Annotated in this window: 10 protein-coding genes and 1 tRNA gene; 7 read left to right on the top strand and 4 right to left on the bottom strand. The window is 45.5% G+C overall.

Annotated elements, in window-relative coordinates:
- Positions 1-4: 4 nt before the first annotated feature.
- From QO189_RS07325 to QO189_RS07300, 6 genes are all read left to right on the top strand, one after another.
- Positions 5-580: a tail assembly protein gene (locus QO189_RS07325; RefSeq protein ID WP_371532182.1), complete on the top strand. Its 576-nt coding sequence runs from the start codon at positions 5-7 to the stop codon at positions 578-580.
- Complete coding sequence (locus tag QO189_RS07320) at positions 580-5,892, top strand: phage tail protein (protein WP_371532181.1); 5,313 nt, start codon at positions 580-582, stop codon at positions 5,890-5,892. Before QO189_RS07325 ends, QO189_RS07320 begins: the two co-directional genes overlap by 1 nt.
- Positions 5,889-6,071, top strand: a complete 183-nt coding sequence (locus tag QO189_RS07315; RefSeq protein WP_371532180.1) for a hypothetical protein — start codon at positions 5,889-5,891, stop codon at positions 6,069-6,071. Before QO189_RS07320 ends, QO189_RS07315 begins: the two co-directional genes overlap by 4 nt.
- A gap of 34 nt (positions 6,072-6,105) precedes the next feature.
- Positions 6,106-6,627, top strand: coding sequence for a hypothetical protein (locus tag QO189_RS07310; RefSeq protein ID WP_371532179.1), 522 nt, complete (start codon positions 6,106-6,108; stop codon positions 6,625-6,627).
- Positions 6,627-6,968 carry a hypothetical protein gene (locus QO189_RS07305; RefSeq protein WP_371532178.1) on the top strand — a complete coding sequence of 114 codons (342 nt, stop codon included), beginning with the start codon at positions 6,627-6,629 and terminating at the stop codon, positions 6,966-6,968. Before QO189_RS07310 ends, QO189_RS07305 begins: the two co-directional genes overlap by 1 nt.
- 64 nt (positions 6,969-7,032) lie before the next feature.
- Complete coding sequence (locus QO189_RS07300; protein ID WP_371532177.1) at positions 7,033-7,527, top strand: glycoside hydrolase family 108 protein; 495 nt, start codon at positions 7,033-7,035, stop codon at positions 7,525-7,527.
- Positions 7,528-7,698: 171 nt separating this feature from the next.
- Here QO189_RS07300 and QO189_RS07295 read toward each other — a convergent pair whose 3' ends face one another.
- From QO189_RS07295 to QO189_RS07280, 4 genes are all read right to left on the bottom strand, one after another.
- Positions 7,699-8,910, bottom strand: coding sequence for a tyrosine-type recombinase/integrase (locus QO189_RS07295; protein ID WP_371532176.1), 1,212 nt, complete (start codon positions 8,908-8,910; stop codon positions 7,699-7,701).
- 174 nt (positions 8,911-9,084) lie between these two features.
- Positions 9,085-9,160: transfer RNA gene (locus tag QO189_RS07290), tRNA-Arg, on the bottom strand.
- A 70-nt stretch (positions 9,161-9,230) separates the two neighbouring features.
- Positions 9,231-10,049, bottom strand: coding sequence for a hypothetical protein (locus QO189_RS07285; protein WP_371532175.1), 819 nt, complete (start codon positions 10,047-10,049; stop codon positions 9,231-9,233).
- Positions 10,050-10,122: 73 nt separating this feature from the next.
- Entirely contained in the window at positions 10,123-10,623 is a 501-nt protein-coding gene (locus tag QO189_RS07280) for a hypothetical protein (protein ID WP_371532174.1), read from the bottom strand.
- A 404-nt stretch (positions 10,624-11,027) separates the two neighbouring features.
- Between QO189_RS07280 and QO189_RS07275 the strand changes: the two genes are divergently transcribed.
- Entirely contained in the window at positions 11,028-15,530 is a 4,503-nt protein-coding gene (locus tag QO189_RS07275; protein ID WP_371532173.1) for an exodeoxyribonuclease V subunit gamma, read from the top strand.
- The last annotated feature ends 14 nt before the right edge of the window (positions 15,531-15,544 follow it).

Here is a 15,544-nt window from a genome sequence, read left to right as displayed (position 1 = left end):
ATTTATGAAAACTATCCACCTGCACGGCGTACTTGCTGACAAATTTGGTGAGTTTTTTCGCTTAGATATCCAGTCCGCACGCGAGGCGACGCACGCTATCGCCTCACAATTACCCGAATTTAAGAAGTTTATGCTACGTGCTGATCAAGAAGGTATGCGCTTTGCTGTTTTTGCTGATGAAGTAAACGAACAAGGCAATCTAGGTGAAAACGACATCGATAACATGACAGCAGCCAGCGTTATTCATATTGTGCCAAAAATCATGGGCGCAGGTGGCGATGCGTTTGGCTGGCTGCAAGTTGTTGCTGGATATGTGTTGGTTGGTGTTGGTGTGGTTATGGGCGGTAACCCAGCTCTAATTAGCGCAGGTGTCGGTTTGATGATTGGCGGTGCAGCGTCACTACTCATGCCAACACCTGAGCTTGGTGAGCAAGACGAGGACGGTAACAGGGCAAACTACGGTTTTGGCGGTGCGGTCACTACAGTAGCGCAAGGCAATCCAGTACCTATTCTGATAGGCGAGCGTTACATAGGCGGCTTTATCTGCTCAGCAGGCATCTATACAGAGGATAATCAATAATGTCAGCAATTAAAGGCGCTAAAGCAGGACAGGATAAGCCACGTAAGCCGTCAATCGCTAAAGACTCAGTAGCAAGTACCAGTACCGCAAAACTATTGTATGGCTTAGCTGAGGGTGAAATTTATGGCTTGGTCGATGGCGGTAAGTCAATCCGCTTAGACGGTACGCCATTACTCGATGATGCAGGTAACAGCAACTTTGATGGCGTGACATGGGATTTTAGACATGGCACAAACGAGCAAGAGTACATCAAAGGCTTTCCTGATGTATCGAATGAGACACCCATCAATGTTGAGCTACGCAGCGATACTCCGTGGATTAAAGCGTTTACTGACACGCAGTTGAGCGCAGTGCGAGTGCGCTTCAAGTGGAATCGATTGTCGAAAACTGACTCAGATGACGGTGATGTTAAAGGTTATAAAATCCAATACGCGATTGACTTGCAGACCAATGGCGGTGCTTACGTTGAGGTGCTTAATACCAAAATTGAGGACAAGACTAGCGCAGGGTATGAGCGCACGCACCGTATCGACTTACCTAAATCAACAACTGGCTGGCAGATACGTGTCAGACGCATCACACCAAACAGTGACAGCGAGTACATACAAGACGATATGTTTATTGATGCAGTCGCTGAAGTTATTGACGTTAAGCTACGCTACCCAAATACCGCACTGCTCGGCTTACAGTACAACGGAGAAACATTTAGCAGTATCGCTAAACTAGAAGCCCATGTACGTGGGTCAATTATGCGTGTGCCTAGCAATTACGACCCAGTTACTCGCGTTTATACTGGCATTTGGGACGGTACGTTTAAAGATGCCTATAGCAATAACCCTGCATGGGCATATTTTTACTTGTGCACTCAATGGCGCTTTGGCTTGGGCGAGCGTTTAGACATCACAATGATTGATAAATGGTCGTTGTATGCGCTTGGCCAATACTGTGATCAGATGGTATCAGACGGCAAAGGCGGGTTAGAGCCACGATTTACGTGTAATGTCTATTTGCAAAAGCAAGTTGATGCTTACCAGGTACTACAAAACATCGGCGGTATTTTCCGCGCCATGAGCTACTGGAACGGTGAGCAGGTGGTACTTGATGCAGACGTACCGCAGGACCCCGTTTATACATTCTCACGCGCCAACGTCATTGACGGCAATTTTGAATATACTGGCACACGTGCGCGTGACCGGCACACACTAGCAAAAGTCGCTTGGGACAATCCTCTTAATGGCTTTGAGACAGAATACGAGTATGTACGTGACGAAAAAGCCATGGCGAAATTTGGCGTTAAAGTGCTGGATTTATCCGCGTTTGGTTGTACCAGTCAAGCACAGGCTCAACGGGCTGGACTTTGGGCGCTAAAAACTGAGCAATTAGAGACACGCCAGGTATCATTTGGTGTTGGCTTAGATGGCTTCATACCTGCTGTGGGTAACATTATTAACGTGAGTGATGAGCTGTTCGCCGGTCGTGCCAATGGTGGCCGTGTGTCTGCTGTTAGCGATGCTCAGTATGTCGTGACCCTTGATCGAGATGTGGTCGCTAATGCTGGTGACGTACTCATCGTCAATGGCGGTGGCGGTCAATCAGAGCGTCGCACTATTAAGTCAGTGTCAGGTCGCAAGATAACGCTTAACGCCGCATTTACCGCCGCCGAGAAAGAGAACGTTTGGGCGATCGAGACAGCAGATTTAAAGCTCATGCGCTTTCGCGTCATGTCGATTGCTAAAAATGATGAAACGACATTTGCAATCACAGCGATTCAGCATGAGCCACAAAAGTTCCCTGCTATTGATTTTGGCACCGACGTTAAGCCAACCAATATCACTATCGTCAATCCTGATGTGGTCGATGCACCAGCGAGTGTGACGATCACCAGTCGTCACCGCGTTGTGCAGGGCCAGACGATAGCGACGCTCATTATTGCATGGGCGCAAGTATCAGGCGCGGTTGCTTATGACGTTGAATGGCGCAAAGACGATGGCAGCTGGGTGAAAGTGCCGCGTACAGGCAATGTCTCCGTCGAAATCGAAGGCGTTTACAGTGGTAACTACCTAGCACGTGTACGCTCGGTATCGGCGTTTGAGGTGCAATCACAGCCAACAACAGCAGTGTTAACAGAAATACAAGGCAAGGTTGGTTTACCACCTACCATCGTTGGCTTGACAGCAACCGGCATCTTGTTTGGCATGGAAATCAAATGGGGCTTTGCGAGTGGCTCAAGTGATGCGGCTTACACCGAGATCGAGACTGGCAGTGCCCCAAACACTAACGTCAAGCTATTAGGCCAATACAGCTATCCAACGAACAGCCATACAGTGACAGGACTGCAAGGCAACTTGTCGCAGTCATATCGTGCGCGACTGGTTGATAAGCTAGGTTTTAAATCTGACTGGTCGAACTGGGTGACGGGCACGACTGATGCGTCTGCTGATAAAGTTTTGGATTTACTGGACGGCAAAATCACTGAGTCTCAGTTATATCAAGATTTGGGCGCAAAGATTGACAAAATCGAGCAAAACGAGACTGCTATCAGCAATGAGACGCAGCAGCGTATTGACGATATTACAAATCTTGATACCGCTATTATCAACAATGCAACCGCGATCAGTGCTGAGGCTCAACAGCGCATTAATGATATTTTAGCTGCTAACAACGCGATAGACAACGAGCGTAAGACGCGTATTGACGCTCTAACCGCGCTTGATGAGGGCTTTGCAACTGATGTGCAGCAGCTCAAAGATGCCGATAGCTCACTATCGACGCGCATTGATACCGCTGTCGCTAAAACGGGAGACAACACAGCAGCCATTGCTAATGAAACAACTGCTCGTACCAATGCAGACAGCGCTTTATCAACTCGCATTGATACTGCGGTCGCCAAAACAGGTGACAATACGGCTGCTATCACAGCTGAGCAGACGGCGCGCACTAATGCAGATACTGCCCTATCATCACGTCTTGATACAGTGTCAGCTAAGACAAATGATAACAGTGCCGCTATTACTGCTGAAACAACTGCTCGTACCAATGCAGACAGCGCTCAGGTCGAGCAAATCAATGTCATCAAAGCAGATTACAAGCCCCGTTATGCGGACGCATCACGCTATGCAGATGCAAGCCGATCAATACAATGGACTTACTGGAAAACTGTCGCACGCGACAACTATGCAGCCAATGAGCGCATCACTGTGCTGCAATCTGATGTTGCTAATAGCAATGCGACTATCACACAGACTCTCGAAACGCTGGCAACTAAAGATGAGGCGCTTGCATCGGATGTTACAGCGCTAAAAGTGAGTACTGGCGATAATGCCGCTGCGATAGTAGTTGAGCGCAATGCTCGCACTACAGCCATTAGTGCCGTTGCTAGTGAAGTTACAGCACTACAAGCAACTACAGGCACTAACACCGCAGCTATCACAAGCGAGACAACGGCGCGCACTACGGCTGATAGTGCTCTATCTGGTCGGATCGACACACTTGTTAGCAAAACTGATAGCAACACAGCAGCAATCACGACTGAGTCTACAGCACGCACGAGCGCTGACACGGCTTTATCTAATCGTATTGATGTTGTTGTGTCCAAATCTAACGATAATACTGCTGCGATTGTAAGTGAGACAACGGCGCGTACCGATGCCGATAGTGCTCTAGCGTCTGATATTAGCACGTTACAATCTAAAGCTAATAACAATACCGCCGCTATCACAACCGAGGCGACGACACGCGCAAACGCTGACAGTGCAATCAGCCAGCGTATCGATACCGTGCAATCATCGACAGCGACAGCGCAAAGTACAGCCGACCAAGCGATTAATGATGCACAGGCTAAAGCAGATGCGGCAGAGGCAGCAGCTAAATCATACGCTGATGCTCAAGCGCAAGCCAAAGCTGATGCAGCTCAAGCAGCGGCATCAAACGATGCAACTGACAAGGCTAATGCGGCAGAGAGTGCAGCCAAAGCAGCGGCGGCACTTGATGCTAAAAACAAAGCAGATGCGGCACTGGCAGATGCTAAGGTCGATGCGCAAGCCAAAGCAGACGCCGCCGAGGCAGCAGCAACGGCGGTCGCTAATGCTGCTCAAGCGGCGGCTACCAATGCGGCAACACTTGCAGGCAATAAAGGCGAGGTCATTTATCAATGGCAGACTCCAGCGGCTGCCCGTCAACTATCACAAAACTTATGGATTGATACAACAGGAGGAAAAAATACACCTAAGCGTTGGGATGGCTCAGCTTGGGTTGCCGTCACTGATAAAGCTGCTATTGATGCGCAGGCGGCAGCAAATGCTGCGCAATCGACTGCTAATGACGCACTAAGTAAAGCAAATACTGCCACGAGCAACATCGCAACGATACAAACTCAGCTAACCGCCGTCACTGACGAGAGCAGCGCTACAGCGTCCGCAGTTGAGATGCTACAAACGACGGTCGGTGATAACACAGCGAGCATACAGACTGTCAACCAGGTAACTGACGGACTGAGCGCTCAGTCAACCACCGTGTTAGATGTGAACGGGCATGTTGTCGGCGTAGGTACGTACAACGACGGTAAAACTGGTACGTTTGCTGTACGTGCAGATGAGTTTTATATCGGCGCATCTGATGGTAGCGAGTCGTTAGGTTTTGTGCATTACACTACGAGTCAGACAATCAATGGTGTGATCGTCCCAATTGGCACATATATTAGAGACGCCTATATTGCAAACGGTACAATCACTACCGCTAAGATAGGCGATGCTGCAATTACAACCGCCAAAATTGATAATTTAGCAGTTAAATCAGCCAACATTGATAACTTGGCAGTGACGACCGGTAAGATTGCTAATTTAGCCGTGGACACTTTGCAGATTGCAGGTAATGCTGTCACCGTGCCTATTCTGCGCTACATACCCACAGTGCCTCGTATTAACTATCCAGCAGCTCAAGACCAATACACTAAGATAGCGGAAGCTACATTAGGTACAACCGAGGGCATGGTGGCCGTGGTGGTTGGTCTTGATTATGTAAAGAGCTTTCAGGCGCAAACAGGTAGCGATCTACGAATAGAGTTAAGGGCTGATAACGATGTGTTACGAACATGGAAGGGGTGGCGAATTACCAGTCGGCCTGTAATAAACGGTGATACATATCTAGTTACCGAGCTTGAATACGTCACCTTTCCGACAGTTGCAGGCGTTATAGGCACAGATGTTGTCTACTCACTATGGATTAGGGTTTTGGGCAATAGCAACCCTTGGTCTGAGAAGGCGTACATAGAAGTAAGCGGCGTAACACTACAGTTAACAGGAGTGAAAAAATGATAAAGCTATACATCTACAGCTTGCTTGATAATAGATTTTTGTATGAAGATACTGGCAGTATTGACGTTATTTTAAGTAATTTGGGCAATGACAAAGACTTTGTATTAACCCCGCCGCCAGACTACGACCAGCAATGGTATTGGATGGACGACAAATGGACGACCGAACCTGCTAAATAGCAGGTTTTTTTACGACTAAAATTCGAGGGTTCTTATGGACATCAAACAAACACTGTTAAGGATGTTTTTATTCAATAAATGGCTATGTAAATCGGAATCTGCCAGAAAAACAAGCAAAATACTTGCTAAATTTAAACGATACTTGGCTATCAGCATTACGTTTGCTGAGGCTGTCAATGCGCTATTTATACTGAGCTTTAGCCTTGTTTTTATCTGCAACAAGGCTTTCGATACGGGTGGATTAGCAATGCCCAGCTATAGGGTTTTTGACTCAGTATCTATTTGGTGGTTTGTGGCATTTTTTGTTTTAGGCGTCCTACAGGTGATAGCAATGCTAGTGCCATCACTAAGAGCAGTCAAAGCCAGTGGACTTTGTCAGATAGCATCATCATTAGCGTGGGGTGTGATCACAGGTGCTTACTATGCCGCCCAACACGGCCTGATAACACCGGCTACAGTCATCTTTGGCATATGGGCAGCAGCGATGTTTTTCACAGGCAACAAGATCATCAAGCGAGCGATTTTAAAAGAGCGAGTCACTACTAAGGAGGCGTAATGAGCTTGGCATCAGAAGTTATCACCTCATTCACTCCACAGGTAATATTCGGCATGTTTGGCGGCTTTGTTGGCGGTATTTATGGCATTAACAAAAAGGGCTACGACGTAAAAATATCGATAATTCTAATTTTCACAGCGATTGTAGCAGGTAGCGCGATCGCTGAGGTGCTGCAAAAGAAATTCGGTCTGACTTACTTACTACCGCTTTGCTTAATATCAATTCCAGCAGGTGCGTTTTCTGGTTACTTGCTTGTTGCACTAGATATTGTAAGTCCGAAGTTTGCAGCGCAAGTTGCTGAAAAGATCGGTGAAAAAGTAGTTGAAAACATAGATAAATAATAAACCACATTAATCACAGCCTCAATATTGAGGCTTTTTTAATGTCTAAGATAAGGTACAGGCTATGAGTATTTACGATATGATTTTTGATAGATTGATGGATCATGAAGGCGGTTATGTCAATCACCCAGACGACCCTGGCGGCGAAACTATGTATGGTGTGACTAAGCGTGTCGCTAACGCACATGGCTATTGGGGAGATATGCGCAAGCTACCAAAGTCACTTGCAAAGCAAATAACAGAGCAGTCATACTATAAAGCGGTTAAAGGTGATGAGCTAGATCGGTTAATTGCATGGCAGTTAACAGATGCAGCATATAACCATGGCAATCGCCAATCTGTTAAGTTTCTACAACGAGCAGTCGGTGCAAGTGCTGATGGTTTGATTGGTCCACGGACGCTGGCAGCAGTTGCAGCGATGGATAAAAATGATGTAGTGTTCTTATTTAATGCTGAGCGTATTGAGTTTTATACTGGCTTACGCGGATGGATTAGTTTTGGTAAAGGTTGGGCGAGGAGAGTAGCTGGCAATTTGCGTTTTGCAGCATCAGATAATTAATCTGTGACATGATTTTTGACAGCCTGCTATCAAATACTATCACATGTAATCACATTCGCTTTTCGTAAGTCATTGATATTACTAAGTACGTTTTTGATAGCGTGTGATAGAATGTGATGTAATCGGGTTCAACTCCCGCCATCTCCACTGAATAACAAAATTCAGCAAGAGTTAATTGGCAGCTGATTTTAATTCATCAAGATAATCAGCCCACTTTTGCATCATTTCGCGTCGCTCATCAAGGAAGATGGTTCGATTATAAGCACGACCATGCATGTCACGAACATTGTGGCCCAACTGCATCTCAACCAAGTTTTCAGGATATTTCAATTTCTCAACAATCAATGTTCGGGCAGTAGCTCTAAATCCATGTATCGTCTGTTTGGTCCCATCATAACCTAATCGCTTTAACGCCTGATTCATGGTGTTTTCGCTCATCGGTTGTACAGTCGTATGAATGGCAGGGAACAGGTACTTGCTGCGAGCATGTAGTGATAATTCGCGGATCAACTCAATAGCTTGTGTTGGCAATGGCACTATTAATGATAGGCCAGTTCGCCTTTGTGTCTTGCGTGGCGTAAAGGTCCAAGTTCCTGCGTCAAGGTCGAAGTCATTCCACAGTGCATAACGCAATTCACCGCTACGCACAAATAGCATAGGCATTAACTTAATAGCTGTGCATACTTCAAAACTACCTTCGTAGGTCTCAATCGCATTTAGCAGCACACCCAATTCTTTTGGGTCCGTAATGGTCGGATGATGTTTTGTCGTTGGGGCCTGTAATGCGCCTATCAAATCCTGAGTTACGTCACGCTCGCATCTAGCAGTTTGAACGCCATACCTAAATACTTGGCCCGCAATCGTCCGCATCTTGATTGCTGTCTCATAATAACCTTGCGCTTCAGCGCTACGACAGGCTTTCAATACGTCAATCGGCTTGATGTCGGTAATAACCATGTCACCAATGTACTTATTCAGCCGCTTAAGCTGTCTATTGTTATTTGTGATAGTAGCAGGGCTTACGTTGCGCTTACGGCTCATGTAATCTTCTGCTATCGCTGCGAATGTATTGTTAGATAATAGCTCTTGCTCGCGCTCATCATCGATTTTCTGCTGCTGTGGATCGATGCCTTGTGCCAATAGCGCGCGTACTTCTGATCGTCGCTGTCTCGCTTGTGCCAAGGTAACATCAGGATAAAGTCCCAGCGTCATAGTTGCATGTTTCTTGGTTATTGGCCTAACATAATTCATTCGCCAAGATTTAGCACCTAGCTTTGTGACATACAAATACATGCCGCCACCATCTGCAAGCTTGTAAGCCTTGTCTTGTGTTTTCGCTTGCTTGACTTGCGTATCAGTCAAGGCCTTAATGGTTTTGGCCATTTTAAAGGTATCCTGTTTAAAGGTATTTGCAGATACCTGCTAGGATACCTTTAAAATAGTGTTATGAAAAGGTATGCTACGTTATGCAAGGTTATGATGTGATATGTTAAGGCATCAAAAAACCCCACAGCGTATAGGCTATGGGGTTATATGATAACTTATGATAATAATTGTTGGTGCGCCCACCAAGACTCGAACTCGGATCGATCGCTTAGGAGGCAACTGCTCTATCCTGTTGAGCTATAGGCGCATTATGGAGTGACATTGTAGGAAAAAGCCGCCATAAAAGCAATCAACAAAAGACAAATAGGGATAATTTGTCATTTATCTCCATTGCTAAGAGCATCAGCGACATCTACTGGATTATCACCTGATGCTTTTTTTGCCCGTGATGTTGGTTGAAACAAGTCGTTCACGCTATTCTCATAACCATTAATATTATAATAATCGTATTTTTCTAAAATACCTTGGCCCGTACTAGAGAGTAAGAAATTGCGAAAACTAACGGCAACAGTACGGTCTGTCAAAACAACGCCTTCGAGCTCCTGCTTATCTTTCAAGGCATAATTAAAGGAGGTTAGTGTACGTGCCTCTTTATTATCGTTCTCGGTAGTTGCCTGCTCACTATCAGTATTTCCGCTATCGGTTTCATTCTCTGTAATAACTGTATTGGTGTTTTCCTTACTTTGGTTATCTTGGTGTTGAGACGCTGTCAGCTCTGCTTGTAACGGCGCGAGACGATCTGCCGATAGCCTATTATTTGCGATAATGACGTCTGTATGAAAAGCGGCGTCGCTGTCGTTGTTAGCAGCGATATCATTATTTGATAAGGCCAAAAGTGTGTTTGGTGGCACATAGCTTGCTAACACTTGAATATGAGGATAACGAGACTCAAAACTGACAATAATATCGTCCAATGGCACTTGCAGGCTTTCTGCTGCACGGACATATAGGACACTATCAGGTACAGTTTTGACAGTCTCATCGCCTGTGGCAGTCGCAGACTCATTCTCACTTGCCATGATAGGTAGCGGATCTATATTTTTACGATTGTGGGTCCACAACCATGCAATCAGAGCGATAAAAATTGCTAGCAGCAATAAAATTAGCCCAGCCAGTAGCAGCTTGTAGTCTTTCATATATTACCGCTCTTTTATTAATGGATTCAGTTCAAAATTTACATAAGACACTATAGGTGATATGTGGCTTGAGTCAAAGCTTTTGATCGAGTACTTCATTGGTTAACTCTGTCAACATCTCTGCAAACATATCCGTGTTCACAAAAGAAGGCGTAGATGCTGGAGTTTTATTCTCAGTACGGTTATTACTAAGCGAGGCAGGCTGGCTATCAATCGCTTTTGCATAGGCTGTCGCTTGGTGTGCAGCCAATGGCGACTGACCGATCATAAGCTTGTCTTTTAGCCATTTAAACCCATGTGCCTCCCACCATGCTTCAAAACGCGATAAAGTACTACCACGCACTGCAACAGGCAAATCTAATGTACGTAGTTTCTGTGCCAACACAGGATCGCTAATGGCTTGGTGGATGCTGAGATAAAGCGAACCACTGTCGTCAGTATAAGGACGTCTGTTTTGCCATGATTTATCATCGATTTTCATACGTGGTAATTGCCATAGCTCACCACGATAGTAAACAACGTATAAACGTTGTTTAGGATGAACAAAAATGGCATCAATAGGACGCAAAGGCATAATGTTAAATCATCTCGTGATAATGAAGGTTAGGTCGAAATAAGGTATAGAAAATAACTTAAAAGAGCGGCAATGTATATTTTATTATCATAATGATGAGCAGTGCTACAAAGCGACATTAGATGTCGCAAGATAGTATAATGCTGACATCTATACTGGTAAACATCGAACATCAGTGGCACACTGACAGAGCATATACGTGGCTTATAAAAGCGTATTGTACATCATATAATGCTAGCAGAAATGCATTATAGTGACGACTGCCAAAGATGTATTGATGAGTATCAATTCGGGCTTCATTGCTACTTTCTGTGGCACTTTTATTACAAGCGTAGTGATTGACAGGTTAGCTGTAACCACAGTAGCCCTCAGCGCTCATGCTTATTCCAATCAGATTATTGTCTATGTTTACTATCATTCAGTCACATCGTACCGAAAATCTCGTTGACCAGCTACTGGTGCAATATCAATCAAAGAGCCAGAATATTTTTGAACCTTTTATTGTTATTGTACCGTCAATGGTATTGGGCGATTGGTTGGATAAAACCATTGCTAGCCGTGCTGGCATCAGTACATTGGTGCGTACCAAATTTTGGGGTCAGTATCAGTGGACACTTATGCAGGATGTGCTAACTCGCTATAATGCCTATTTATTAGAGGTTAATCCTGACGCAGCAACCTTAAACGTGCCTGAAGTTGCCGTGCTGTCGCCCACGGTGATGCAGTGGCGACTGTTTGGATACTTGACCTACTATCAAGCGTTGATCGTCAATGATGACACGCATCCTGTGAACCCGTTATTGGCGTCTTTGATCGATGAGCCAAAAGAAGGCGCGGGGCAAGATATGATACAGCAAGATAAGGCGCAACAAGACGCGCGCATTTGGCAGCTGGCAAGTGACTTGGCAAGGGTGTTTAACCGTTACTTGACTCATCGTGAGGATTGGCTGGCGTTATGGTCGGATAACAAGCCACTTGATGTAGATAAGCTAATCGCAGATAAAGATGCGTTGTCCCTACGTTTTGATCAGTATGCGCGCGGTACGCCCGAGTGGTTAGTGGCGCACTATGTAGAGTTAGAGATTGCACAGCGCTTTTTATGGTCGCATTTATTTGCGGATGTACATCAGCACCGTGTGGCCATTGAGAATACTTTTTGGTCGGCCTTAAAAGATAACAAAGCAAATGAACGTGAGCAGTTGCCCAAAGTATTACGTATTTTCACCATTCAGCAGTTGCCACAGACCGAGCTCGACTTTTTGCAGCGCCTGTCGAAATATATGAACATCACGTTATTACACTACAATCCCTCAAAGTTATTTTGGGCAGATATTGTCGATAAGTCATGGCTACAGCGCCAACAGATCATTAATCCCCAAAGCGTGTTTTTACGTGATTACGGGCACAGTTTACTGTCGCGTTTAGGCAAACAGTCTCGTGATACTTTTGCCATGCTGGCCAACTTATCAGGTAATGAGCAATACCAAGAGGCGCTGGTGGAGTGGCAAGATAACTTTAGTGATAAATTTGACGGCGAAACTGGTAGCGTCATTGACGGCAGCACCGGTAATAGTGATGACGATGCTAGTTTGCAAGCAGCAGAAAACGGCCCAAGTTTATTGCGCCGTTTGCAAAACGATGTATTGATGCTTGACGAGCAATCAACCCAGCAAGCGACAGCCGCAAAAGTCTCAGAGGCCGTCAGCAACCAAATAGCATTGGATTTTGAGCAAGAAACGTCATGGTACGACGATGAGGTGCTAGAGAATAAGCGCTTTGAAAAAGACCGTTTTTGGGCTATCTCTTCTCAAGACAATAGCCTAAGCGTCCATTCTTGTCATAATTTACAGCGCCAGCTTGAAGTACTACGCATTATGATTGGGCGCTGGCTCAATGAGCCCATCAAATCTGGTGAGAAAAAACGCCATATATCAGACATTGTGGTGTTGTTACCTGATGTTGAGCGTCATCATGCGCTAATTAGCTCTATTTTCGTCAATGGCAGAGGACAAGATGGTCTGACTTTGCCTGCTAAGGTGACTGGTGTTGTCGATGCTGATATTCGCCAGTTATGGGAAGCGATTATTGGGTTTTATAAGCTGCTTGGCAGTCATAGCGCTCGTTTTGAAGCGGCTGAGGTGTTGGACTGGCTGATGCTGCCGCCCTTATTTGAGAGTTTTGGGTTGACCCATGAGCAAATGAGCCGTGGTTGTGATTTGTTGGTGGAAGCTGGATTTATCCGCGGGTTTGACGAGCTGCATCTAAAGCAGACCCTAGATGTTAATGACTATGACTATCGCTTTAGCTTTGCACAAGCGTTAGACAGATTGACCCTAGGTTTGGTTATGCCAGAGGCGAGTCTGAGTGATTGTTTATATCCTTTAGCTCAGGATGAATGGCCAAGTACGGCTGTGCCTGAGATGAGCTTACCACTCGCGCAAGTGAGTCTAAATGATGCCATGATTGTAGAAGCGCTTTGCCGTATCTATACGGGTTTGGTGGCAAGGCGTGATGACCACACACAAAAAATGAAAGCGGAAGATTGGCTCGATCAGATTGAGACCCAAGTTATCCATCGATACTTTGGCGATGTCGATCAAACGCGTACGATGCGCGCTATCTATAATGCCATGAATGGTTTTAAATCGAGCTTACGTGCCAATCGTCATTATAGACAATACTCCAGTGGTGATAGCAATAGAGTAGAGGTGGAGCAAAAGCTGGCAGGCGTCGAGCAGTTACCGCTAAAGCTGAGCTTTATGCTCGATAGTATCGAGGCTGAGCTTGAAAGCCAGCAAGTCAGTGCCGAGCCGACGGGCGTGATTACTTTTGGTCGATTTGGTGCGCTACGGAACGTCCCTTTTGAGCTGGTGGTTATGCTCAATATGGATCTCTCTGAATTCCCAGGGCGTGACCGTGACAACCGATATGATTTGATGAAAGCGACCAATTCACGGCGCGGTGATAGAGTCAGTGAGGATGATGATAATGGGGCATTTTTGGATGCGCTACTATGTGCGCGTAGTGCGTGTTGGATATTCTACAATGGCCAAAGCCTGACTGACACTCACGAGCATCTGCCAGCTAACCCAGTAAGTGAATTATTACAGTTCTTACAAGGTGAGGTACAGTGGCAAGTCAACTCTCTTGATACTCTGCCTGAAAGTATTGATCCAACGACAGAAAGCCTTAAGCGTTATTTACCAAAGCTGATTAAGCAATGGCTGGTCACTGAGCATCCAGCACTACCTTTTCACAAGAGCTTGTTTGAAGCAGATATTGAAGGGGCTGCTGAAAGAAAAGCTGATATGTCTGATGTCAATGCTGATCCAAGCAATACGTCTGATGATGTTAGGGATAGTAACCCTGATACTACTGCAGCCGATGAGCTAGATAGGTTGCTAAATAAAGCCATGCGCAAAACCAAACTGGCTCAGAAAAAACAATTCCCTCCGGCGCCGCTGTGGCAAGCTGTGTTTGAGACACTACAGAAAAGAAGCTCTAGCGGTCATCCACAACTGATTGGTTTGCCCACAAAAACACAGTACGAAGCCATTGCTCAAATGCTGGGTCACAACTTAGGTAGACTGGGGAACATAGATCATCAAATCGTGTCTACATTAGCCAATATGCTAGGACTGGATACTTTGGTTACTGCTAATGATGTCAGTGATATGAACCAAGCGATGCGTGACACCGTATTTAACATTGGGGAGATAGATGTCGAAGGTATGTTGGTGTATCAAGTGCGCCACCCTGCCAAAGCGTTTTTACGGTCTCAAAAAGTGCATGTGGTACAAGGTGAGGAAGCGATGGCGCATCAAGAGCCATTGTTTTTGGATCACCTGACAACTTATCAGATTAAAGATCATTTAATTAAAGGGTTGGCCGCCGATAAGCGTACTGATAATACGGCTCAGCAAGACAGCTCAACGTTGATGTATCAGAAAATCATACCAGCAGGGGTGGCGCGCCAAACCACGTTGCCCAATCAACAACAACAATTACAGCAGCAGTGTCTAGAATTTGAAGAGCAGTTGATCGCTAATGGTTTTGGTGAGCGTGTTGTACCTAATATAGGTAGAACAGAGGGTATGGCAGATTTGCATCTACTGACGCCCACTGCAGAGCACCCCGTTCAGATAGAGCTGTCAGCTGTACTTAATCGTGTAAATATCGATGCAAACAGTCAGATAGATATAGACGCATGGCTTAAACTCCTGCCTAAATCCATTAAGATAAAAGGCCCCGTACCAATATTAGCACCAGTATTGGCACAATCGGATGTTCACAATGAAAAGACCCATACTCAAGAAACAAGTGGCTATGCTGAGCAGTCACCCAAGCAGTGGTTAAATATACTGCCCAATTCTGCCAGTCCAAAACATCTACTCAAGTTTTGGTTGTCGCATCTATACTGGCAAGTAGCCAGACGCACCACGGCTGAGCAAGTGGCGTTGGATGATGGCGTGAGTATTTGGCGTTTTAATAAATCCAGCTCAAAAGTAGATACCTACAAAAATTTCATCGCATTTAAACTAAGCCCAATCGTCTATGAAGATGCAGTGATAGAACTGATGAAATGGGCAATTTTTGGCAACCTATCGGGTCAAACCCCCATCACATTATTACCTGAGTATGCGCTCAATTATCTGGCTAAGTGCTCAAAATCGCAAGCAGATGATAATGAAAGTGGCAATTATTGGCCAAAACGAGCAGACTTCTCAGACTGGCTAAGACCTAATTATAACTCAGACATGGTATACGACACTTGCTCGCAGCATGCCATTTGGCAATATGTACTGCGTGATCAAGATGCTTTTAGAGCCTTATCAGCGGCGTTAACCACCTTGGCGCAACCACTGTATGAGCCAATGTTTGCGGCACTAAAAGGATTGGATAGCTAGACCTTAGTGTCTCT

The organism is Psychrobacter sp. Arc29, assembly GCF_041431175.1.
Taxonomy (GTDB): domain Bacteria; phylum Pseudomonadota; class Gammaproteobacteria; order Pseudomonadales; family Moraxellaceae; genus Psychrobacter.
This window is presented reverse-complemented; position numbering and strand designations above follow the sequence as displayed.